Source organism: Gracilibacillus phocaeensis (genome assembly GCF_900626275.1).
Classification (GTDB): Bacteria; Bacillota; Bacilli; order Bacillales; family Amphibacillaceae; genus Gracilibacillus; species Gracilibacillus timonensis.
This window is the reverse complement of record NZ_LR131144.1, coordinates 1265915-1291059: the sequence shown is the minus strand read 5'-3', so window position 1 is coordinate 1291059 and position 25145 is coordinate 1265915. Positions and strand designations below refer to the sequence as shown.

General features: G+C 40.3%; 21 protein-coding genes. All 21 read left to right on the top strand.

Going from position 1 to position 25145, the window contains the following annotated elements:
• Positions 1-652: 652 nt before the first annotated feature.
• The 21 genes from E0E32_RS13945 (at position 653) to E0E32_RS13845 (ending at position 25031) form a co-directional block, all read left to right on the top strand.
• Entirely contained in the window at positions 653-4939 is a 4287-nt protein-coding gene (locus E0E32_RS13945; protein ID WP_130859998.1) for a PolC-type DNA polymerase III, read from the top strand.
• A 377-nt stretch (positions 4940-5316) separates the two neighbouring features.
• On the top strand, positions 5317-5784 hold the full coding sequence (gene rimP, locus E0E32_RS13940; RefSeq protein WP_066193757.1) for a ribosome maturation factor RimP: 468 nt from the start codon (positions 5317-5319) through the stop codon (positions 5782-5784).
• 20 nt (positions 5785-5804) lie between these two features.
• On the top strand, positions 5805-6953 hold the full coding sequence (gene nusA / locus E0E32_RS13935; RefSeq protein WP_066193755.1) for a transcription termination factor NusA: 1149 nt from the start codon (positions 5805-5807) through the stop codon (positions 6951-6953).
• A gap of 12 nt (positions 6954-6965) precedes the next feature.
• Entirely contained in the window at positions 6966-7235 is a 270-nt protein-coding gene (gene rnpM / locus E0E32_RS13930) for an RNase P modulator RnpM (RefSeq protein WP_066193751.1), read from the top strand.
• Position 7236: 1 nt separating this feature from the next.
• Positions 7237-7557, top strand: a complete 321-nt coding sequence (locus tag E0E32_RS13925) for a L7Ae/L30e/S12e/Gadd45 family ribosomal protein (RefSeq protein ID WP_066193749.1) — start codon at positions 7237-7239, stop codon at positions 7555-7557.
• Between the two features lie 4 nt (positions 7558-7561).
• Positions 7562-9622 (top strand): translation initiation factor IF-2, encoded by a 2061-nt coding sequence (infB, locus tag E0E32_RS13920; protein ID WP_066193746.1) that lies wholly within the window; start codon positions 7562-7564, stop codon positions 9620-9622.
• Positions 9622-9900: a DUF503 domain-containing protein gene (locus tag E0E32_RS13915; protein ID WP_130859997.1), complete on the top strand. Its 279-nt coding sequence runs from the start codon at positions 9622-9624 to the stop codon at positions 9898-9900. The genes infB and E0E32_RS13915 overlap by 1 nt, the downstream gene beginning before the upstream one ends.
• A 100-nt stretch (positions 9901-10000) precedes the next feature.
• Complete coding sequence (rbfA, locus tag E0E32_RS13910; RefSeq protein WP_066193742.1) at positions 10001-10351, top strand: 30S ribosome-binding factor RbfA; 351 nt, start codon at positions 10001-10003, stop codon at positions 10349-10351.
• 170 nt (positions 10352-10521) lie between these two features.
• Positions 10522-11421 (top strand): tRNA pseudouridine(55) synthase TruB, encoded by a 900-nt coding sequence (gene truB, locus E0E32_RS13905; RefSeq protein WP_066193739.1) that lies wholly within the window; start codon positions 10522-10524, stop codon positions 11419-11421.
• A 22-nt stretch (positions 11422-11443) separates the two neighbouring features.
• Positions 11444-12388: a bifunctional riboflavin kinase/FAD synthetase gene (locus tag E0E32_RS13900; RefSeq protein ID WP_078060234.1), complete on the top strand. Its 945-nt coding sequence runs from the start codon at positions 11444-11446 to the stop codon at positions 12386-12388.
• Between the two features lie 129 nt (positions 12389-12517).
• Positions 12518-12787, top strand: coding sequence for a 30S ribosomal protein S15 (gene rpsO, locus E0E32_RS13895; protein ID WP_066193735.1), 270 nt, complete (start codon positions 12518-12520; stop codon positions 12785-12787).
• Positions 12788-12971: 184 nt separating this feature from the next.
• Complete coding sequence (gene pnp, locus E0E32_RS13890; protein WP_130859996.1) at positions 12972-15077, top strand: polyribonucleotide nucleotidyltransferase; 2106 nt, start codon at positions 12972-12974, stop codon at positions 15075-15077.
• A gap of 215 nt (positions 15078-15292) precedes the next feature.
• Entirely contained in the window at positions 15293-15538 is a 246-nt protein-coding gene (locus E0E32_RS13885) for a hypothetical protein (RefSeq protein WP_130859995.1), read from the top strand.
• Positions 15539-15604: 66 nt separating this feature from the next.
• The gene (locus E0E32_RS13880; RefSeq protein ID WP_235817546.1) at positions 15605-16819 is read left to right on the top strand and encodes a M16 family metallopeptidase; all 1215 of its coding nucleotides are present in this window, start codon (positions 15605-15607) and stop codon (positions 16817-16819) included.
• Positions 16820-16839: 20 nt separating this feature from the next.
• Positions 16840-17079, top strand: coding sequence for a YlmC/YmxH family sporulation protein (locus E0E32_RS13875; RefSeq protein WP_066193729.1), 240 nt, complete (start codon positions 16840-16842; stop codon positions 17077-17079).
• Positions 17080-18264: 1185 nt separating this feature from the next.
• On the top strand, positions 18265-19149 hold the full coding sequence (gene dpaA / locus E0E32_RS13870) for a dipicolinic acid synthetase subunit A (RefSeq protein WP_066193727.1): 885 nt from the start codon (positions 18265-18267) through the stop codon (positions 19147-19149).
• Between the two features lie 79 nt (positions 19150-19228).
• Positions 19229-19819, top strand: coding sequence for a dipicolinate synthase subunit B (locus E0E32_RS13865; RefSeq protein ID WP_066193725.1), 591 nt, complete (start codon positions 19229-19231; stop codon positions 19817-19819).
• A gap of 163 nt (positions 19820-19982) precedes the next feature.
• Entirely contained in the window at positions 19983-21035 is a 1053-nt protein-coding gene (locus E0E32_RS13860; protein WP_130859994.1) for an aspartate-semialdehyde dehydrogenase, read from the top strand.
• Positions 21036-21048: 13 nt separating this feature from the next.
• A complete protein-coding gene (gene dapG / locus E0E32_RS13855; protein WP_066193720.1) occupies positions 21049-22260 on the top strand; it encodes an aspartate kinase in 1212 nt (403 codons plus the stop codon).
• Positions 22261-22456: 196 nt separating this feature from the next.
• Positions 22457-23332 (top strand): 4-hydroxy-tetrahydrodipicolinate synthase, encoded by an 876-nt coding sequence (gene dapA, locus E0E32_RS13850; RefSeq protein WP_066193715.1) that lies wholly within the window; start codon positions 22457-22459, stop codon positions 23330-23332.
• A 487-nt stretch (positions 23333-23819) separates the two neighbouring features.
• Entirely contained in the window at positions 23820-25031 is a 1212-nt protein-coding gene (locus E0E32_RS13845; RefSeq protein WP_066193711.1) for a chromate transporter, read from the top strand.
• Positions 25032-25145: the final 114 nt, after the last annotated feature.

The window sequence follows — 25145 nt, the reverse complement described above, 5'->3', positions numbered from 1 at the left end:
GGATCATGCTACAAAATGGCTTCTTCATTTTATAAAAGTCATAATGTATGATCGAACCGTTCTCAGAAAAAGGTTATGCAGTATACTTATTGGCAGAAATATAGTGTCTGGAACACTTCATCTTCGCAGCCATTCGATTGTAGTGCTACTACCCAGCGGAGGAAATAGGTGGAGACTCCTGTAAGAAAGGCGGAAAGCGTCGGGTAAAAACGTAACAACTGGACCGAAGCGACTGAGATAAAGGAATCACGGTGAGGGACGAACCGATGATGACTTATCGTAAGGCGCTGTCGGGAAGTTGTCTAGTTTTTGACGCTTGTAGCCAGACAGAGAATAGCGCAGTGTGAAGACCCCGCAGGAAGCGGTTTTTGCTGACGAGGAGGCTAAAGCCTTGTCTCGCGGAAAGCGGAACCTATTTCCGGAGCGCTGTCTAGCACTGACAAACAATCAACTTTACTACATGGAATAATGGAACTAGATACTTAACATCATCTATCTTATCGGTACCACCATTCGTTCAAGATCAAAATCGGTCCACATCCTATCATACTCAAAATTCTATACTCCTATATTTTAAAAAACACTCCGTCGTATGGAAAATGACCGAATTATGTTAGAATAGTAAATGAAATTATAGTAAAGGAGATTGAAAATGAACATCTCTGGAGAAGAAAAATTTCAGTTATTAACCACGCAGATCGGTATCACCGATGATATGAGAAATAAATATTTTCAGAAAGCAACAATCCGTAAATTAGAAGTATTTAAGGCCAATCAACAATGGCATTTCCATTTCCAACTGGCAGAGACATTACCAGCAGATATCTATCAGCTATTTATTTTTAAGCTAACAGAAACTTTCTCTTCGATTGCCCGTTTATCCTGGACGATCGAAACGGAATCCAGCCTAACCGATGAGACAGAACCATTTAAATACTGGCAAATCTTTTTATCTGAACTAATCCAAACGTCTCCAAAATATCGGTCGTTTGAAAAAAAACACCCAACAATTGACGATAATAATATTATGTTAACTGTAGGGAATCAAATTGAACAAAATTGGAAAAAAGATATCCAGCAATCGTTTGACAGTTTTTGTGGGAAAGTAGGCTTAGGTAAATACGTGATTGATTTACAGGTAGGAGAGCAACAGGAAGAATTGGAGCAGTTTCAGCAGGCAAAAGCGGAAGAGGATCGTAAAAAGGTAGAAGAAGCCTTCCAGCAGCAAGAAAAACGTGCTCAACAAGCAAATAAAGAACAACACACCGGACCAGTTCAATTGGGATATCCTATCAAAGAGGCAGCTACTCCTATGAAGGATATTACGGAAGAAGAAAAAAATATCGTCTTTCAAGGCTATTTATTTGATGTCGATATCAGAGAGCTGCGTTCCGGTCGGCATTTATTAATATTAAAGGTAACAGATTATACGGATTCCTTCTTGATTAAAATGTTTTCCAAAGGAGATCAAGATGCGGAAAAGTTTAATCAATTAAAAGAAGGTATGTGGATTAAGGCTCATGGCATCGTGCAAACTGATAACTTTAGTAATGAATTAACCATGATGGCCAGAGATATTCAGGAGGTAGCTTCTGTTGTACGTGAAGATAAGGGTCATCAAGGAAATAAGCGTGTCGAATTACATGCCCATACCTTAATGAGTCAAATGGACTCGGTAGTTTCAGCCTCTGCCCTAATTGAACAGGCAGGAAAATGGGGACACAAGGCAATGGCTATTACGGATCACGCCGTAGCTCAGGCTTACCCAGAGGCATATGCGGCGGGACAAAAACATGGTGTCAAGATCATCTATGGCGTAGAAGCAAACGTGGTCGATGACGGTGTGCCTATTGCTTATAATGAAACGGATCGTGACTTAATGGATGGTACATATGTTGTTTTTGACGTAGAAACGACGGGATTGTCAGCTATTTATGATACGATTATTGAGCTTGCGGCCGTTAAGTTACATAACGGAGAGATTATTGATCGTTATGAATCCTTTGCGAATCCACATCACCCTTTATCAGATACGACGATTAATTTAACAGGCATTACTGATGATATGGTTCAAGACGCGCCTGAAGTCGAGGATGTATTAAAAGAATTTCATGAGTGGATGGGAGACGCTATTTTAGTTGCCCATAACGCGGATTTTGATATGGGCTTTCTCAACACAGGGTTAAAACGCATTGGATTAGACGAGGCAGCCAATCCAGTTGTCGATACATTGGAACTGGCTCGTTTCCTCTTTCCGGAATTAAAAAATCATCGTTTGAATACCCTATGTAAGAAGCTTGATATTGAATTAACGCAGCACCACCGAGCAATATACGATGCAGAAGCAACTGGATATTTATTATGGAAATTTATTAAGTTATCAATAGAACGTGATATTGTGAACCATAATCAGTTTAATCGGCATATGGGAGAAGGAAATGCGTATCAACGCTCAAGACCTTTTCATGCGACCTTGCTAGCAGCAACACAAGAGGGATTAAAGAACCTGTACAAACTGATTTCAATGGCTCATATTGACTATTTCTATCGTGTACCAAGGATTCCTCGCTCCAAGTTACAACAATTTCGCGAGGGTATATTAGTCGGTACTGCTTGTGATCAAGGCGAAGTATTTGAAACGATGATGCAGAAATCGAAGGACCAAGCAGAAAAAGTGGCAGGCTTTTATGACTTTATTGAAGTTCAGCCACCAAGTAATTTTATCCATTTATATGATCGGGAATTAGTACAAAACGAGGCACAGTTGTTAGATATTATTCGTAATATTGTACAGCTTGCTGGTGACCTGAATAAACCATGTGTAGCAACGAGTAATGTACACCATCTGGAGGAAAATGATAAAATATACCGGCAAATTCTAATTTCTTCACAAAGTGGTAATCCATTAAGCCGTCAGACGTTACCAAACGCCTATTTCCGTACGACGGATGAAATGATATCCTGCTTCTCGTTTCTAGGTGAGGAAAAGGCAGAGGAAATCGTTATTACCAATCCCAACCAGCTAGCTGATGAAATAGAAGAGATTAAGCCGGTAAAAGAGGATTTATATACACCCAATATAGATGGTGCAGAAGAAGAAATAAGGGAACTAAGTTATAACTTTGCCAAATCGGTATATGGTGATCCTTTGCCTGAACTGGTGGAGAAGCGCATCGAAAAAGAACTAAAAAGTATTATTGGACATGGGTTTGCGGTTATTTATCTTATTTCACAAAAGCTAGTAAAAAAATCATTAGATGATGGTTATTTAGTTGGTTCGCGGGGGTCTGTAGGATCTTCTTTGATTGCTACCTTTACGGAGATTACCGAGGTTAATCCACTGCCGCCACATTATGTTTGTCCATCCTGTCAGCATAGTGAATTTTTTAATGATGGTACGGTCGGAAGTGGTTTCGATTTACCAGATAAAGAGTGTCCATCTTGTCAGACCATGATGAGAAAAGATGGTCAGGATATTCCTTTTGAAACCTTTTTGGGCTTTAAGGGGGATAAAGTTCCGGATATTGACCTTAACTTTTCTGGAGAATACCAGCCAACTGCGCATAATTATACAAAAATACTATTTGGTGAGGAGAAGGTCTATCGTGCCGGAACCATTGGTACGGTTGCTGAGAAAACGGCCTATGGTTATGTGAAAGGTTATGCCAGTGATAAAGAATTAACCATGAAGCAAGCGGAAGTGGACCGTTTGGTGAAGGGATGTACTGGCGCGAAACGAACAACAGGTCAACACCCTGGTGGGATTATTGTCGTACCAGATGATAAGGAAATCTATGATTTTACGCCGATCCAATTTCCAGCAGATGATCGAAATTCTGAATGGCGTACAACCCATTTTGATTTCCATTCAATCCATGATAACTTACTAAAGTTAGATATTCTGGGTCACGATGATCCTACCGTTATTCGCATGCTGCAAGATTTGAGTGGCATTGATCCACAGACATTGCCTACTGCCGATCCAGATGTAATGAAGATTTTCTCCGGGCCGGAGGTACTGGGGGTTAGTCCTGAACAAATCATGTGTAAAACTGGGACCTTGGGTGTACCGGAATTTGGGACAAGGTTCGTTCGACAAATGCTTGAAGATACCAAACCTAATACCTTTGCAGAGTTAGTGATTATTTCTGGTTTAAGTCACGGAACAGATGTATGGTTAGGAAATGCACAGGAGCTTATCAATAATGGTACTTGTACATTACCAGAAGTGATTGGATGTCGTGATGATATCATGGTGTACTTGATGCATAAAGGACTTGACGCCTCGTTAGCCTTTAAGATTATGGAATTTGTTCGTAAAGGCAAAGGATTAGAGCCGGAGTGGATTGAAGAAATGAAGAAGCATCAAGTGCCGGATTGGTATATTGATTCTTGTCTGAAGATTAAATATATGTTCCCGAAGGCACACGCTGCCGCCTATGTACTGATGGCGATTCGGATCGCGTATTTCAAGGTGCATTATCCAATCTACTTTTATGCCGCCTATTTCACTGTTAGAGCGGATGACTTTGAACTAGATACGATGATTAAAGGATCAGAAGCCATTCGGAAAAGAATAAAAGATATTAACGAAAAAGGTAATGATGCATCACCAAAAGAGAAAAACTTACTTACGGTGTTGGAGTTAGCTTTAGAGATGAATGAACGAGGCTTTTCCTTCAAAAAGGTCGATTTATACAAATCTTCTGCAACAGAATTTTTAGTCGAGGAAGATAGTCTGATTCCTCCTTTTAATGCAGTGGATGGCTTGGGTACCAATGCTGCGATTAATATTGAGAAGGCACGTGAAGATGGTGAATTCTTGTCTAAAGAGGATTTGCGAGAACGAAGCCGTATTTCTAAAACGATTTTAGAGTATCTCGACCACCATGGCTGTTTAGAAGGGATGGAAGAGAAAAATCAGTTATCCTTGTTTTAAGGTATTATGTGGAAAGTAATGCTCTAGCCTATGTTCGGAACGCAGGCTTAGCATGAAAAACGATCCAACTCTGCTTGCAAGAGTTGGAGGCTTTATATCATCCACTGTATTGGAAGTTTCGTATCTAGCTCCTTTTTCCCTGAAGATGCCTGATTATCCCATCTAATTCCTTGCGTTCATCCATGGAGTATGCTATATTTTATATAGACTTGATTTTGGTTAGTGAAAAGAGTAAACTTTCACTCTTTCTATGCCGGAAGTACCGAACGATATAGGGTTTTGATAAATCCCTTGCCAGCAGTGGCAAGGGATTTGTCATTCTGTTTCTGACTAATGCAGGACGGTATAGCTAAACGAAAGACAAAGGAGGGAACAAGGTGTCACAAGTAACGCAGCAAGTAGAACAATTAGCCCTCCCCATCGTAAATGAATGTGATCTGGAGCTTGTGGATGTTGTCTATGAGAAAGAAGGCTCTAACTGGTTTTTAAGGGTATATATTGATAAAGATGGTGGAGTAGATATTGAGGAATGTGGTCAAGTATCGGAAAGGTTAAGTGCGGTCTTGGATGAAGTAGATCCGATTAAGGAGGCCTACTTTTTAGAAGTTTCTTCACCGGGGGTCGAACGACCTTTGAAGAAAAAGACCGATTTTGAGAAAAATATTGGACAGCATATCTATGTGAAATTATATGAACCAATCGAAAAACAAAAAGAATTCACAGGTGACCTGGTAGCGTTTAAAGACGATGTCGCTACCATAAACTATAAGGAAAAGACGAAATCGAAAGAAGTGGATGTTCCATTTGCCAAAATTGCAAAGGCACGGTTGGCAGTAACTTTTTGATAAAAAAGGGGGAAATATTGGTGAACAGAGAGTTGTTCGATGCGATTGATTATTTGGAAAAAGAAAAAGGTATTGATAAGAACATCTTGATTGAGGCATTAGAGGCAGCCTTAATCTCTGCCTACAAAAAGAATTTTAAGTCCGCTACTAATGTAAGGGTGGATTTAAACGAAGACGCTGGTTCCATGCGTGTCTTTGCCCAAAAGGATATTGTAGAAGAAGTAGAAAACAAACAACAGCAGATATCGTTGGAAGAAGCACATCAAATAAGTCCAAGTTATGAAATTGGTGATGTCATCGAGATTGAGGTTACACCTAGAGACTTTGGAAGAATTGCCGCTCAAGCTGCCAAGCAAGTGGTCACACAACGTGTAAGGGAAGCGGAACGGGGTATTATTTTCAACGAATACATTGATCGGGAAGAAGATATTATGAATGGAACGATCCAACGTATGGACGGTCGCTTTGTTTATGTAAACCTAGGGAAGGTAGAAGCAAAATTACCAGAGGCCGAATGCATTGATGGAGAGTCTTATCATGTTCATGACCGAATTAAGGTATATGTAACCAAGGTGGAGAATACCAACAAAGGTCCGAGTATTTTTGTATCTAGAACCCACCCCGGCTTGTTAAAACGATTATTTGAAATGGAAGTACCGGAGATTTATGATGGCACAGTAGAAGTGCGGTCAGTGGCTAGAGAAGCAGGGGATCGATCTAAAATTTCCGTTTATGCCGATGATCCAGAGGTGGATCCAGTGGGTTCATGCGTTGGACAAAAAGGTCAGCGTGTGCAAACGATTGTGGATGAATTGCAAGGAGAAAAAATCGATATTGTCCAGTGGTCAGAGGATCCAGTGGTTTACGTCTCTAACGCCTTAAGCCCTTCGAAAGTGATTCGTGTTTTAGTAGACGAAGAGGAGAAGGCAACCACTGTCATTGTTCCTGACTATCAATTGTCGTTAGCCATTGGAAAACGAGGTCAAAATGCCAGATTGGCCGCTAAGTTAACTGGCTGGAAAATAGATATCAAAAGTGAAACCGAAGCCAAGGAAGAAGGGCTTATCACCGAGGAAGATATGGAAGAACAAGATGATTCATTAAACGATCAAGATAGCCTAGATTATGAAACATCATACGAAGACATGGATGAAGATCTATTTAGGTAAGGAGGCATTTACATGACCAAAAAACGAAAAGTACCATTGAGAAAATGTGTCGTGACACAGGAAATGTTTCCAAAAAAAGATTTAATCCGTGTGGTGAAAACGAAAGACGGAGAGGTATTTGTTGATACAACGGGCAAGAAAAACGGTCGTGGCGCCTATATCTCTAAACATCTCGAAACTGTCGTGAAAGCTGAACAAACGGGTGTCTTAGCTAAACAGCTGGAAATAGAGATACCAGATGAAATATATGAACAATTGCGTCAAGCGATGGCAGGCGAATAATATGGAGCAACAATCAGCGTATTTAAACCTGATCGGTCTTGCCACGCGTGCTGGGAAATGTACGTTTGGTGAAGAACAGATTGTCAAAGAAATCCAAGTAAGAAAATCGAAGCTAGTCCTTATTGCAAGTGATATTGGTGATCAGACACGTAAGAAGCTGACCGATAAATGTACGTATTATCGAATCCCTTTTTACTATGTGGCTGATCGCGACACGCTCTCACAAGCTGTAGGAAGATCAGGACGTGTAGCTGTTTCTATACATGAACAAGGTTTCGCCAAGAAGCTAGCTGCATTACTTGATGATAATATTCGGGGGTGAACGTATGTCAAAAATACGAGTATATGAATATGCAAAACAAATAAACAAAACAAGTAAGGAAATTATCCATAAATTACAGGAGTTAAAGGCACCAGTTTCCAATCATATGTCCACTATTACAGACGAAATGAAGTCGAAACTAGATGCACATTTTCAAGCAAAGCCAGCTTCTACTAAAGATAACAACAAGCAGTCAAATAATAAACAACGCAATGCCAACCATAACAAAAAGCAAAATCAGCCAAATAAGAAAAAGAATGGACCAGGTAAGCCAAAACAAGCAGCTGCCAAACAACAAGGCACTCAACCAAAGATGCCTGAAAAGGTTACCTATGTAGGAACGCTTACCGTATCAGAGTTGGCTGAGAAATTAAATAAAGGAGCCAATGAAATCATTAAGAAATTAATGTTTCTAGGGGTAATGGCAACCAAAAACCAGGATTTGGATGACGATACATTAGAAATGATCTGTGCAGAATACGGTGTAGATCTGGAAAAAGAAATAGAGGTCGATAAAGCAGATCTTTCTACGTATATTAAGGAAGATGATCCAAAGCTATTGAAAGAGCGCCCTCCAGTGGTTACCATTATGGGGCACGTCGATCACGGTAAAACGACTTTACTAGATGCGATACGTCATACGAAAGTAACCGAAGGAGAAGCCGGTGGCATCACACAACATATCGGTGCTTATCAAGTGCGGGAAAATGACAAAAAAGTAACCTTCCTTGATACACCAGGTCACGCAGCATTTACCAGCATGCGATCTCGTGGTGCTCAAGTTACCGATATTGCGATTCTTGTCGTAGCTGCAGATGATGGTGTTATGCCACAAACAACGGAAGCTATTAATCATGCAAAAGCTGCCGGAGTGCCTATTATTGTCGCTGTTAATAAAATGGATAAAGAAGGGGCTAACCCTGATCGCGTCATGCAGGAATTAACCGAGTATGAATTGATTCCAGAAGATTGGGGCGGTGAGACCATTTTCGTTCAGCTTTCTGCTATTAAAAGAGAAGGTATTGACGATCTTTTGGAAATGATTCTGCTCGTTGCTGAAGTAGAAGAATTAAAAGCCAATGCCAATCGAATAGCGAATGGTACCGTCATTGAGGCACAGCTTGACAAGGGCCGAGGTTCCGTCGCATCGTTACTCGTTCAAAATGGAACGTTAAAGGTAGGAGACCCAGTTGTAGTCGGAAATACATTCGGAAGAGTACGTGCCATGGTCAATGACTTAGGTAAACGAATCAAATCAGCAGGGCCATCAACACCTGTAGAAATCACCGGCTTAAATGATGTGCCACTAGCCGGCGATACGTTTGTTGTGTTTGATGATGAACGGCAAGCACGTCAAATCGGCGAAATGAGACAACAACGTCAATTAGAAGAAAAACGAGGTTCTCAATCACGCGTCAGTCTGGATGATCTCTTTGAACAAATTAAACAAGGGGAAATCAAAGATATTAATGTCATCATTAAAGGGGATGTACAAGGTTCTGTTGAAGCACTTGCCGCTTCCCTGAAGAAAATCAATGTAGAAGGTGTGAAGGTCAATATTATTCATACCGGAGTTGGTGCGATTAAAGAATCAGATATTATCCTTGCTTCTGCATCTAACGCGGTAGTGATCGGTTTCAATGTCCGTCCGGATAACAATGCGAAGAAGGCGGCAGAAATAGAAAATGTGGATATTCGTCTGCATCGAGTGATTTACAAGGCAATCGAAGAGGTAGAAGCAGCCATGAAAGGTATGCTTGATCCTGAATACGAAGAGAAGGTAATTGGCCAAGTAGAGGTGCGTGAGATCTTCAAGGTATCTAAGATTGGCACGATTGCCGGAAGTTATGTAACAGACGGAAAAGTAACGAGAGATGCCGGCATTCGTCTTGTCCGTGATGGTGTGGTTATATTTGAAGGAGAAATTGATACCTTAAAACGCTTCAAAGATGATGTGAAAGAAGTGGCGCAAAACTATGAATGTGGTATTACCGTCAAGAACTTTAACGATATTAAAGAAGGTGACATTATTGAGGCGTATGTCATGCAGGAAGTAGAGAGATAATGCTGCTTTATGCAGAAGTAGAACTCTTTTTACCAACTTGCCATTCCTTGAAGGATAAGCGGTCGATTTTAAAACGAATCAAGAAAAAACTAAGTCAAACACTAAATATAGCAGTGGCAGAAATCGCTTATCAGGATTTATGGCAGCGTACATCTCTAGCCCTCGTAACGGTATCAGAATCGAATGAAATCAATCAGCATGTGTTACAACAAGCATTTGACTTAATGGATTCATTTGGGGAAGTGGAGCGCACGATAACGAACGTGGAACAGAGATAGGGTAACTTCGATTAGTGAGGGGGATCCTGCTCGCTAATCGAAGGGACACCAATCAAGCCACTCAGCTATAAAGTTTAACCATACACAAGAGGTGATTGGAATGAGTGAATTACGCTCTAATCGAGTGGCCGAGCAGATGAAAAAAGAGCTTGGCGATATCGTTTCTCGAAAGATCAAAGATCCAAGGATAGGCTTTGTGACGATTACAGATGTAGAAGTAACAGGTGATTTACAACAAGCGAAAATATTTATTTCCGTATTGGGTGATGAAGATAAGAAACAGGAGACGCTCATCGGTTTAGCAAAAGCGAAGGGGTTTATTCGATCGGAAATTGGTAAAAGAATCCGTTTAAGAAAAACGCCAGAACTGTTTTTTGACTTTGATGACACCATTGAGCGCGGCAATCGCATTGAGCATATCCTGAGAGAATTAAACGGACCCAACGATTGATAAAAAACCCTTGTTCCGACAAGGGTTTTCCAATGGTTAATCGTCAAATGAACTAATATAGAAGAGATTAACAGATACAGATTGTATCATGCTAGAGTTTGCGCGGCTTTTGTGGGATATAGCAGGCGCGCTTCTGGTTTTCTTATTATTACATAAAGCGAGGAACAAGCATGAATGGTATATTAGTATTATGGAAAGAAAAGGGGATGACTTCCCATGATTGTGTTGCTAAGGTGCGCAGACTGCTGCATACCAAAAAGGTAGGCCACACCGGAACCTTAGATCCTGAGGTGGAAGGGGTATTACCACTTTGTATTGGAGAAGCAACCAAAATAGTGCCCTATCTCACCGATACCAAAAAAATCTATCGTGCCGTAGCAAGCCTAGGTTTATCAACCAATACCGAAGACCATACAGGAACGATTCAAGACAAAAAGGCAGTCCCAGCCCCTGTTTCCTCTAAACAGATTCGCGAGACGTTACAACGCTTCTGCGGAGAAATAACCCAACAGGTTCCCTTGTATTCAGCTGTAAAAGTCAAGGGTAAAAAACTGTATGAATATGCTAGGGAAGATCAAACCGTAGAACGTCCTTTACGGTCGATCACCATCCATGATATTCGATTTTTAGCAACTAATTATGATAAAGTAGAGAACGTGCAAACCATTGAATTTGAGGTTACTTGCTCTAAAGGCACTTATATTCGTACACTATGTGTAGATATCGGAAAAGACTTAGGTTATCCTGCTCATATGGCCAATTTGGTTCGCCAAGGAACAGCGGGTTTTACTGAACAAAACGCTATTACCTTAGCCGAACTAGCAGAAAAAGTACAAACAGAAGCATCGCTCCCACTTTTACCAATAACGGCAGGGTTAACACACTTAGATAGTATTGAAGTGGATGACATCACCGCAACAAAAATAGCGCATGGTCAGAAGCTTCCTTTGCCCGAAAAGATGCCGGATACGACCTATTTTCAAATGTTGCGAAATGAGCAGTTACTTGCTATTTATCAACGGCATGAGACAAAGCAGGAAATAAAGCCCGTACGAGTATGGAAACCTTAAGGAAAGAAAGCAGGTGAAAGATATGGAAATAAAATCATTGACCTATCCCCATTCATTAAAACGGGAAAATTTACGAGAAACAGTAGCGGCAGCAGGTTTTTTTGATGGTATTCATAAGGGACATCAACAAGTAATTAAACAGGCGAAGCAAATAGCAGATCAATCCGGTCGAGCTTCCGCTGTGCTAACGTTTGATCCACATCCTTCTGTTGTCTTACAACGAAAACAGGAAACGGTAAGGTATATTACGCCGATTGAAGAAAAGATCGAGACGATTAGGGAATTGGATGTTGATTATTTATATATTATTCGTTTTGACCATACCTTGGCAAAACTATCTCCCAAACATTTCCTTGAGCATTTTGTAAAAGATTTGCATATTACTCATATCGTTGCAGGTTATGATTTTACGTTTGGACATAAAGGGGCAGGCAATATGCAGAATATCCAGAAACTTGCTGGAGATGATCTGCAAGTAACCATGATTAATAAAATTAATGATAATGATGAGAAAATCAGCTCCACACGAATAAAGGCGGCATTAGCACAAGGACATGTAGGGCAAGTAGAACAACTATTAGGTCGGCCATATTCAATGTCCGGTGAGGTTATCCACGGTGATAAGCGAGGTCGTACGATCGGTTATCCAACTGCCAATATTCGTATTAATGACAATTATTATTTGCCGGCTATTGGTATTTATGCTGTGGAAATCAAGATAGATGGACATGTGCATTATGGCATGGCCAGCCTCGGATATAACCCAACTTTCACGGATGATCGAGAGAATGAAAAATTGGAAGTGCACATCTTTGATTTTGATGATAATATCTATGGTGAAAACGTGACGATCTATTGGCGGAAACACTTAAGAGACGAAGAGAAATTTACTGGAGTGGATGCGTTAATTGCCAAACTGAAGGAAGATGAACGACATTCACGTGATTTTTTTGAATCTCTTTCGTAAAACTCTTGCTTTTTTATGCAAAAAGGTGTAACCTTTAATACGGAAACCATCTACTTGGCAATTCGATTTCTCCGACGATTGCTAGGGGATCGGTGTTTCAATTGTTATATAATATAGGAGGTGAATAGGATGGCTTTAGCACAAGAACGTAAAAATGAAATTATCAATGAATTCAAAACTCACGAGAATGATACTGGTTCTCCAGAGGTTCAAGTTGCTGTCCTTACTGAGGAAATTAATACATTGAATAACCACTTGCGTACACACAAGAAGGATCACCATTCACGCCGTGGTCTATTAAAAATGGTAGGTAAACGTCGTAATTTATTGAACTATCTTCGTAACAAAGATGTTGCGCGTTATCGTGAACTAATCAATCGATTAGGATTACGTCGATAAACAGTTGTGAAGCGGGAGTTATCCCGCTTTTTCTGTATGCAAAAAAATAATAGAATGTGTGATTAAATCACGAGGTATTGGGAAAATACTATAATAATGAAAGTCTTACCGTTACATATACGACAAACAATGCTAAAATAATAAATATACAGGAATATGTTTGGTTTTTGAGAGGAGAACGATAATGACAGATGACAAAAAAGTTTTTTCAACGGAAATAGCAGGACAGACGTTCCGTGTGGAAATTGGAGAATTGGCAAAACAAGCAAATGGAGCATGTATGGTGCATTACGGTGATACGGCCGTTTTAGCAACAGCAACCGCCTCTAAAGAAGCGAAGGACCTGCCGTTCTTTCCATTAACAGTGAATTATGAAGAGCGTTTATACGCCGTTGGTAAGATCCCAGGAGGTTTTATTAAAAGAGAAGGTCGTCCAAGCGAGAAAGCAGTCTTAACCTCCCGCTTGATTGACCGCCCAATTCGACCATTGTTTCCCGATGGGTTTCGTAATGAAGTACAAGTAATCAGTACGGTTATGAGTGTGGATCAGAATTTACCATCTGAAATCGCCGCTATGATAGGTTCCTCGATCGCACTAAGTGTTTCTGATATACCTTTTGCCGGTCCAATAGCTGGTGTGGTAGTCGGCAGAGTCGATGGGAAATTTGTGATTAATCCGACCTTAGAAGAACGGGAAAAAAGCGATATTGACCTTACCGTTGCGGGTACTAAGGACGCAATTAATATGGTAGAGGCTGGTGCTGAAGAAGTTCCAGAAGAAATTATGTTAGAAGCGATTATGTTTGGACATGAGGAAATAAAACGCTTGATCACTTTCCAAGAAGAGATCATAGCAGAATTACAAATTGCCAAAATGAATATCGACTTATTTGAGCTGGATCAAGATATTACGGCAGAAGTAGAAAACAAAGTCGCATCCACATTGGTTGAGGCGATTCAAGTGCAAGAAAAGCATGCGAGAGATGTGGCGATTGACCAAGTGAAAAAAGATCTGCTTGCTTCCTATGAAGAAGCTGAAGCTGATGAAGAAACAATCAAACAAGTGAAAAACGTGCTTGATAAAATGGTAAAAGAGGAAGTACGTCGATTAATTACAAAAGAAAAGATTCGTCCTGATGGTCGTAAAATAGATGAAATCCGACCACTATCTTCTCGAATTGGAGTATTGCCACGTACGCACGGTTCTGGCTTATTCACACGTGGTCAGACTCAGGCATTAAGTATTTGTACCTTAGGGGCACTTGGTGATGTTCAAATTCTTGATGGTTTGGATGCAGAAGAGTCTAAGCGTTTTATGCACCACTATAACTTTCCATCTTTTAGTGTGGGAGAAACTGGACCTATCCGTGGACCAGGTCGTCGTGAGATCGGACACGGTGCTTTAGGCGAAAGAGCATTGGAGAAAGTAGTTCCGGATGAGAAAACCTTCCCTTATACGATTCGTTTAGTATCCGAGGTATTGGAATCGAATGGTTCCACATCACAAGCGAGTATTTGTGCGAGTACTTTAGCGATGATGGATGCAGGTGTGCCGATTAAGGCGCCGGTAGCAGGGATTGCTATGGGGCTTGTGAAATCCGGAGAAGATTACACCATCCTAAGTGATATCCAGGGTATGGAAGACTTCCTAGGGGATATGGACTTCAAAGTGGCAGGTACGGCGCAAGGTGTAACCGCCTTGCAGATGGATATCAAAATCGAAGGGTTGTCTCGTGAAATTTTAGCCGAAGCTTTAACGCAAGCGAAAAAAGGCAGAATGCACATCCTTTCCCATATGATGGATACCATTAAAGAACCGAAACAAGAACTTTCTGATTATGCACCAAAAATCCTAACGATGGATATTAAACCAGATAAGATTCGAGATGTGATCGGACCGAGCGGAAAGCAGATCAACCAAATTATTGAGGAAACCGGTGTTAAAATCGATATCGAACAAGATGGACATGTCTTTATTTCATCTACAGATACCGACATGAATAATAAAGCCAAGAAGTTAATTGAGGATATTGTTCGCGAAGTAGAGCCAGGACAAATGTACCTTGGAACCGTGAAGCGCATTGAGAAATTTGGAGCTTTTGTTGAATTATTTAAGGGTAAAGAAGGACTGGTACACATTTCCGAACTTGCAGAGGAGCGCATCGGCAAAGTGGAAGATGTGGTATCCATCGGTGATCAAATCATGGTAAAAGTGAAAGAAATAGATAGACAAGGCCGGATTAACCTATCAAGAAAGGCCGTTTTAGTAGAACAGAAACAGGATAACTAAGCAAAGAAGCTGGACAACCAGTTTCTTTTTTCTTTGTTAGAGGATGTTCAAAAAGACCAACAAAAATGACGCATCGAATTTCTACGTTGGCGATATAGGAACTTCTACTAAGATCGCCCACGTCCTGTAGGCAACGCAGAAGTCAACACATCCTGCGTGAGTCCGTTCCTCACGTATGAAAAGCATACGTTCCGGTACCGGGAGACTGCGCCGCCTTGAACTTTCGACGTACAGGACGTACTAGTGTCGGCGTTGCAACAAATGGGTTCGGTGGGGCGAGTAATCGCAGTCCCAGGACGCCTGAGGTTTTAGCCAACGAGGCCCTATTTATCGGCATTTTTGAACACGCACTGTTAGGCAAATCCACACGAAAACCATGGACATCACTGATGACCAAAACCATATTGATAAGGTTGTTTGGTTACAGTTTGCAAATCTTATCAGGTCTTGAAAGAAGGTAGAGACCTTCACAATCTGATAAATGATCAAGTTACAGATATTTATATAAAACGATAGGGGGATATGCATTGCTTCATCGTAAAGAGTGCCATAATGGCATGCGCATTGTATTGGAAGAAGAATCAACTGTTCGTTCGGTGACCATTGGCATCTGGGTGAAAACTGGCTCCAGAAATGAAACAGCAACCCAAAATGGCATATCTCATTTTATTGAGCATATGCTGTTTAAAGGAACCGTTACTTATACACCACAACAGATTGCGGAAGCGTTTGACAGTGTCGGTGGAGAGATTAACGCCTTCACATCAAAAGAATATACCTGTTTTTATGCCAAAGTACTAGATCAACACAAAGAGATGGCAGTAAACATTCTTGCCGATATGTTATTGAACTCGACCTTTGACAAGGAAGAAATGGAAAGAGAAAAACAAGTAGTACTAGAAGAAATCAATATGACAGAAGATACTCCTGATGATATCATTCATGATTATCTGGCAGAAGCAGCTTATCAGAACCATTCCTTAGCAAAGCCAATCCTTGGATCGAAACAGATCGTTAATCATTTTACACAAGATCAATTATTTCAATATGTAAATAAACATTATACTGCAGAACATATTGTCGTTTCGATTGTTGGGAATGTGCATGCGTCTTTTATGGATATGGTGGAGGAAAAATTAACCTTCTCTGTGTCTGGTAATAAACCACAACAGGAATCACCACCGAGCTTTTGTCCTAGTCATACCACGCTGCATAAAGATATCGAACAGGCTCACCTATGTATCGGGTTTGAAGGCTTAGCGGCCACGGATAAAAATATCTATCCAATGATGATCGTTAACAACGTGCTAGGTGGCAGTATGAGCTCACGTTTGTTCCAGGAAATCAGAGAAAAGTCTGGATTAGCTTATGCTATTTACTCTTATCATAGTACGTTTGTAGATAGCGGAATGCTGACTATTTATGCCGGTACTGCCCGTGATCAGTTAAACGTGGTAGAAGAAAAGCTGTATACGATTATGGATCAACTGCAAAGACATGGATTCACAGAAAAAGAGTGGACCAATAGCAAGGAACAATTAAAAGGGCTGTATATTCTAGGCTTGGAAAGCACCAACAGTAAGATGAGCATGAATGCAAGGAATGAGTTGCTGCAAGAAGACCATCGTTCTTTGGATGAGATCATCGAGCAAATCGAACAGGTTCAACTGTCAGATGCAGAAGAAATCATTCAAGGATTGACAAGAGATCGGGCAGCTCAAGCAGTCATTTCTCCTAAATAGTTTAAGAGAGGGGAATACCATTGCGATTCTATGATTTGAGCAATAAAGAGTTAATCGATTTAACATCTGGTTCTAGACTGGGAGTGTTAGGTCAAACGGATCTTGAAATTGATGAAAAGACTGGCCAAATTATTTCGTTTACGATCCCGCAATATCGAATGTTTGGCCTGCGTAAGACAGAAGTATATTCCAGAATTGAATGGAAGCAAATCAGAAAAGTCGGCGAGGATATGATTATAGTAGAGACCGAAAAGGTATAACTGACGAGGCAGTATTGCTTCGTCTTTTTTATAAGATAAGAAAGTATAGAATTCTGAGTATGATAGGATGTGGACCGATTTTGATCTTGAACGAATGGTGGTACCGATAAGCTAGATTATGTAAAATATCTAGTTCCATTATTCCATGTAGTAAAGTTGATTGTTTGTCAGTGCTAGACAGCGCTCCGGAAATAGGTTCCGCTTTCCGCGAGCTTGGCTCAGCCTCCTCGTCAGCAAAGATCGCTTCCTGCGGGGTCTTCACACTGCGCTTTTCTCGCAGGAGTCTCCACCTATTTCCTCCGCTGGGTAGTAGCACTACAATCGAATGGCTGCGAAGATGAAGTGTTCCAGACACTATAATTCTGCCAATAAGTAAACTGCATAACCTTTTCTGAGAACGGTTCGATCATACATTATGACTTTTATAAAATGAAGGAGCCATTTTGTAGCATGATCCATTACACAGCTGAAGAATCAGTTGACGATTTTTTCCTTTTGCTACAACAGCGTCTAGGTACCTAGAACGCTTCATCCTTGCAGTAACAACCATTGTTGTATGTTTATCTAGCGGAGGGAATAGGTGTAGACTCCTATGGGACCAGGACGAGCTGAAGATCCACTAAAAAGTGCTTTTCTTTTTAGTTAGCTGAAGCCGACCCCATGGAAAGCGGAACCTATTCCCGGAGCGCTTGCTTTGCACAGATAAAACGATCAAACTCACCACTAAGGAAAGTGGGCTACTTTACATAATCCATCTTATCGGCAGTTCAGTGGCTGGTCGGTAAAGGACCGGGCGAATTTTGCCCGGTTTTCTTTTATTTGTGAAACATCTATTTTCGGCTACAATAGATGTTTAAATGGTTTTGATCTGGAAATAGAAGACATTACCTGAAAATAATGTCACGATAACATAATTCGGATAAAATGCGCTCATGATCCGTTTCTATCATGAAAAGTTACTACCGTTTCTGGCTTAGCAACAAAGGACTAATGGGGTTCCTCGTTTTTTTGTACATATGTTGATGAAAAGTATGGATTTTATTACCCTAAACTTAAAAATCCAGGGCATTCGCTCAAAAATACAAAATAGGATATTTTCTTATAAAATAGGGGTATTTGCCTCTTCACTTCTGTATAACCAGTAACATATGATACTTTTAGGTAGAGAGGTTGGTGAAGGAATAAATGAATAAAGCAAAACAATTGGCGATAATTGGCGGTGATGCGAGGTATATACCGCTGATCCATACGTTAAATAGAGAAGAAGACATTCAAATCCAATTGTTAGGATTTGAGCAAGTGGAACAAAGCTATACCCAGGCTATGAAAACAGAGTTAAACAATTTGGACACAAGTCATTTAAACGGTGTTGTATTACCCATCACAGGGATTGACGAACAAGGTAAGGTAGAAGCTGTTTTTACTGATCAGACGATCCAGTTGACAGAAGAATGGTTTCAGTCATTACCAAATGACTGTGTCATATTTACGGGTATTTCCAACCCTACACTGGATCAATTTACACAAAACGCCGGTTTAACCCTCATCGAATTAATGAACCGGGATGAAGTAGCGATATATAACTCGATTCCTACAGCAGAAGGGGCCATCATGCTGGCCATTCAACATACGAATGTGACGATTCACCATGCGAATGTATATATATTTGGTTATGGCCGCGTAGGGGAGACCACGGCACAGTGCTTTGCAGGACTTGGTGCAAAAGTATCTGTCGTCACAAAAGATGATGCTGACCTTGCCCGTGTTTATGAGAAAGGGTGGGAAGGGTATAGCTTAAAAGAGGTTGGATCAAAGATTGCAGAATGTCAGATTTTGATTAACACGATTCCAAGTAAGGTAGTGACACAATCTATACTCCAGCAAATGAACAGTCAGGCGATTATCATAGACCTTGCTTCTAAACCAGGTGGAATTGACTTCGATTGTGCCGACGCGATTGGTTTGAAGACTATTCATGCTCTCGGCTTGCCGGGAATGGTTGCCCCAAAAACTGCTGGAGAAATCCTTGCCACACAAGTCAGCAAGTTACTGAAATCAGTAAAACAGTAACACTTCTCTTTGGTGGTCATATACTGAGATTAGGAAAATAGCCTAATTTATTTTGTATATACGGCAAGGAGGTTGTTTGATGGAATTACAAGGAAAGAAGATCGGATTTGGTTTAACCGGCTCTCATTGTACGTATGAAGCTGTTTATCCACAAATGGAAAAGCTGAAAGAGATGGGGGCAGAAATTGTGCCCGTTGTCTCTCATACGTTTCAATCTACCGATAGTAAATTTGGTAAGGCTGCAGACCATATGCAACGCGTTCGCGAAATAACCGGAAGAGAACCTATCCAATCCATTGTGGATGCAGAGCCGCTAGGTCCGATTGAGCCGCTAGATGTTATGGTTTTAGCCCCTTTAACAGGCAATTCAATGAGTCGTCTGGCAAATGCTATTACTGATGGTCCCGTGTTAATGGCAACAAAGGCGACGATTCGTAATGGTAACCCCGTTGTCATTGGTGTCTCTACTAATGATGCATTAGGGTTAAACGGGGTAAACCTTATGCGTTTAATGGCAACGAAATTAATGTATTTTGTACCCTTTGGCCAAGATGACCCTGTGAAAAAACCGAATTCAATGGTCTCAGATATGCGCTTGATTCCGGAGACAGTTCAACACGCACTAGAATATAAACAAATTCAACCGGTAATTATTGAAAGAGCGAAGTAATTATGATCTAATAATGAAAGACAGGTACCTTTTATGTTATGATAAAAACAGACTCGTATCATAGTGGGTTTTTTGCGATTTGCTGAGAGATAATCGTTCAGCAGCGAAATGATACCAACAAATATACACCAATCATTGAAGTAAATGGAAGGGGACAGGAAACATGACTTTTGAAAAAAAATATAATGTAGCAGTAGTAGGTGCTACTGGTGCTGTAGGGGTAAAAATGCTAGAAACATTAGACCAGAAGAACTTTCCAATTGAAGAATTATCTCTTCTATCCTCGAAAAGGTCTGCTGGAAAAGAAATCACATTTCAAGGCAACACATATACAGTACAAGAGGCAACGCCTGACAGCTTTGAAGGGGTAGATATAGCTTTATTCTCCGCAGGCGGCTCTGTTTCAAAAGCGCTAGCTCCAGAGGCTGTAAAACGTGGTGCTGTCGTAGTCGATAATACAAGCGCCTTTCGCATGGATCCAGATGTGCCATTAGTGATACCGGAAGTGAATGAAGAAGACATTTCCCAACATAAAGGGATCATTGCCAACCCAAACTGTTCTACGATTCAAATGGTAGCATCTTTGAAACCGGTGCAAGAGCAGTTTGGATTAGCAAGGGTGCTCGTTTCTACTTATCAAGCTGTATCTGGTGCTGGAAACGAAGCCGTAGATGAATTAAGAGAACAGTCACAAGCATTTCTTAATGGCGAGGATTTGAAAGCAGAATTGCTGCCAGTATCCGGCGAGAAACAACACTATCCAATTGCTTTTAATGCCTTACCGCAAATCGATGTATTCCAAGATAATGGCTATACCTTTGAAGAAATGAAAATGATTAATGAAACCAAAAAAATCATGCATGATGAGGCAATTCACGTTGCTGCTACTTGTGTGAGATTACCATTCTTTACCTCACATGCAGAAAGTATATATGTTGAAGTAGATCAGGACGACATTACAGTTGAACAAATGAAAGAGGCAATTAGTCAGGCAGATGGTGTTGTATTAGAAGATGATCCAGTAAATCAAGTGTATCCGACACCACTTGGATCGGCTGGCAAGAGCGAAGTATTTGTTGGTCGCATTCGGAAAGATTTAGATAAAGACAGAGGATTTCATTTGTGGGTAGTTTCCGATAATCTATTAAAAGGAGCTGCGTGGAACTCTGTTCAAATCGCAGAATCGTTAATAAAAAACAATTGGTTAAGTAAATAAATGAGGTGGAATCATGCGAGTATTGGTTCAGAAATTTGGCGGAACCTCAGTCAAAGATAAGGAATCACGAAAATCTGCCATAAAACAAGTAAAAAAAGCCTTAGAGGAAAATGACAAGGTAGTAGTGGTGGTTTCCGCAATGGGAAGATATCCCGATCCCTATGCAACAGATACGTTATACTCTTTGATTGAGGGGAGATTGTCTCTTTTATCGAATAAAGAGAAAGATATATTACTTTCAGCCGGTGAAACAATTTCCGCAACAGTATTCTCGCATGATTTATTAGCAAATGATATTCAATCTGTTGCGATAACAGGTGGAGAAGCAGGTATCATTACTACAAGCAACTTTTCTAATGCACAAATCAAATCGATCGATACCAAACACATGCTTGATTTATTAGCCTATCACCAGGTGGTTGTAGTAGCAGGTTTTCAAGGTAGAACAGAAAATCATGAAATCACCACGATTGGCAGAGGCGGAAGCGATACCTCTGCCACGGCTTTAGCCGTTGCCCTCCAGGCGGAGTGTGTAGATATTTTTACAGATGTGGCAGGAATTATGACAGCAGATCCGAGAATGGTATCAAAAGCGCAAAAAATTGAATCGATTTCTTATACAGAAATTTGTAATTTGGCCTATCAAGGGGCAAAAGTCATTCATCCCCGTGCAGTGGAAATTGCTATGCAGGCAAATATCCCGATCAGAGTGCGTTCTACTAGCGAAGAAGATGAAGGAACATTGATTACCAATATCCCGGAAAGCCCGCACGGTGGCAATGTTTATGATCGATTGGCAACAGGAATTGCGTATGTTAATCAAATAACGCAAATTAAGATTGAAAAAGTACAGAAACCTGAAGAACTCCATGTGAACGTCTTTAAGGCGATGGCAGAGGCGGGCATATCGGTAGATTTCATTAATATTTCTCCCAATGGTGTCGTATATACCATTTTTGAAAGAGATGAACCGTTAGCTTTACAAGTATTGGAACAAATGGGTGTTGTGCCAACCGTAACTAGAAATTGTGCGAAAGTATCGATTGTCGGAGCTGGCATGTCCGGTGTGCCGGGTGTAACCTCAGAGATAGTACAGACGCTAACTGCACAACGAATACAAATATTACAATCAGCTGATAGTCATCGAACAATTTGGGTATTAATCCACAATGAATACTTAGAGAAGGCGTTAAATGGATTGCATGAAAGATTTCAATTAGATTGATCATTACTATTGATAAAAGGGTTATTTCATGGCATAATTAGTTTGCTATTTTACATGAAATGCAAGTTTCCAACAGATGGATGTTGCGATATTCGCTGCGTCATTGTGATGGGACTTTTTGAATCATTTTGTAAAGTGATCAAGACAAAATAACGACTATCAACTTTGGCAAGGGGCACAGGAAGGAGCTGGTGACATTATGTTTTTTGGGCACTTATTAACAGCAATGGTGACACCTTTTGATGAAAAAAATCGTATAGACTTTGATATTACCACACAATTAATCGAGCACTTACTTGATAACGGTACAGATGGTCTGGTTGTGGCTGGTACGACAGGAGAGTCGCCCACCTTGAGTCATGAGGAGAAAATCTCCTTATTTAAGCATGTCTTACAAGTGGTAGATGGGCGTGTGCCTATCATTGCTGGAACAGGGAATAATAATACACAAGAATCGATAGCACTTACGAAAGAGGCAGAACAGCTTGGCGTGGACGCAGCATTAATTGTTTCACCATATTATAATAAACCGAATCAAGAAGGACTGCTGCAACATTTTTCTGCCATTGCTAATCAAACCACATTGCCCATTATGCTTTATAACATTCCGTCTCGGGCAGTGGTAAAGCTTAATGTAGAGACAGTGGTTGCATTATCTGAAGTGGATAATGTTGTCTCGGTTAAAGATTCTACTGGTGATTTAGATGCACTTGCTTCCATTATTGAGCAAACATCAGATGATTTTACCGTATATAGCGGGGATGATTCCATGACCCTGCCTATTCAATCGATTGGTGGTGCTGGTGTGGTGTCTGTCTCTTCCCATGTTGTAGGGAAGCAAATGAAAGAAATGATCCATTTATTTGAGCAAGGGAATGTAAAAGAAGCGGCGACACGACATCGTCAATTGTTACCCATTATGCGTGCCCTTTTTATGGCGCCTTCTCCCTCACCTGTGAAATCGGCATTACGGTATCAACAAATTAACGTAGGCTCTGTGCGATTACCGCTCGTTCCTTTATCCCCTTTCGAAGAACAGAACTTATTTCGAGTACTTGATTCTTTTGAATAAAGAGGATTGCCAATAACCTAAAGCATTCGTATTCATATCGATTGTACAACATAACATATTTTCTAGGTAAAGAGATATTGCAAAAGCAGTATCTCTTTTTTGAAAGATAAAGTATAACATTCTTAGTATTAGGAACGGGCTGGAGTTTTCTGGTTTTTCTTATTGTTTAGACGACTATATACTTTGGGGATTTGGGCTCGTTATGGTCATCATCCGTTCTACTATTCAAAATCAAAACCATTCCAATATATATTATAGTTCCTTATGTATGTCTAATTGACGTAATAAAAAATGCTGTGTAAAGATTTTGTAAATTGCTTTGAAATAGCTAAAACAATGTGATATTCTCATTGAGATAATTCAATATTGAATTATCGGAATAAAGGAAAAATAACAGGTAACGAGACCAAGAGCAAATACATACTAGTTATTTAAAGGGGTCACGCCTAGCCATTTTTATATTTCATAAGGAAGGGAAAATGACTATATGGATAATCAAACGGAAAATAAAACCAAAAGAAAACCCTCCTTCCGAACTTTATTGGAAATTCTTATTGTTTCCACAAGATTAGGATTCACATCCTTTGGAGGTCCCATTGCCCATTTAGGCTATTTCCATGAGGAATATATTCGGAGAAGAAAATGGATGGATGAAAAAGGGTATGCGGATTTAGTGGCACTGGCTCAATTTCTTCCCGGTCCTGCAAGTAGTCAAGTGGGCATTGGTATTGGTATTGCGCGTGGTGGAATTTTGGGAGGAATCGCCTCATTTCTGGGATTTACTATACCTTCTGTTATTGCTCTTATGATGTTTGCTTTGATTTTGCAAGGACTTGATGTTGGAGAAGCAGGGTGGATACAAGGACTTAAACTGGTGGCCGTGGCCATTGTCGCACATGCTATTTTAGGAATGGCACAAAAATTAACACCAGATCTAAGCCGAAAAACCATCGCTTTATTAGCATTAGTCGTTACACTATTATGGCAAACCATCTATTCTCAAGTAATTATTATTTTGTTATCTGCATTGATTGGGTATCTGATTTATAAACAACATCATATTCAAGAAGACCACAGAAGCACTCCTTTTCTAATTTCTAAAAAAATTGGAGCATTTTGCTTGGTGATGTTCATTGGATTGCTATTTTTATTACCGTTCTTGAGAGAAATCACTTCTGTTCAATGGGTTGCCATGTTTGATAGTTTTTATCGCTCAGGATCATTGGTTTTTGGTGGTGGACATGTTGTATTACCATTACTGGAACGAGAATTTGTTCCAACTGGTTGGTTAAACCAAGAAGCCTTTCTTGCAGGATATGGAGCAACACAAGCCGTTCCGGGTCCTTTATTTACCTTCTCTGCTTATTTAGGGACAGTTATAAATGGATGGGAAGGGGGATTAATAGCAACAGCCGCTATTTTTTTACCTGCATTTCTTCTGATTTTAGGAACGCTTCCTTTTTGGGATTCCTTACGACGTAATCCTAAAATCAAAGGGGCATTGATGGGAGTAAATGCAGCCGTCGTCGGTATCTTGATCGCCGCATTCTATCAACCCATTTGGACTAGCGCTATTATAGAACCAATTGATTTTGCATTCGCTGCTGTATTGTTTAGTATGTTGGTTTACTTTAAACTGCCACCTTGGATAATTGTTATAGTTGGAGCAGCAGGTGGTATACTACTTTCGCTATTATAAAAAAGATTCAGTACATATTGCATTTTCTTTGTCTTTATGGTGGTAAAAAGAACGTCACTTTGACATTCATTGAATGAAAAATTCTCGCTCGTTCATACTAAGTAACATCTAATG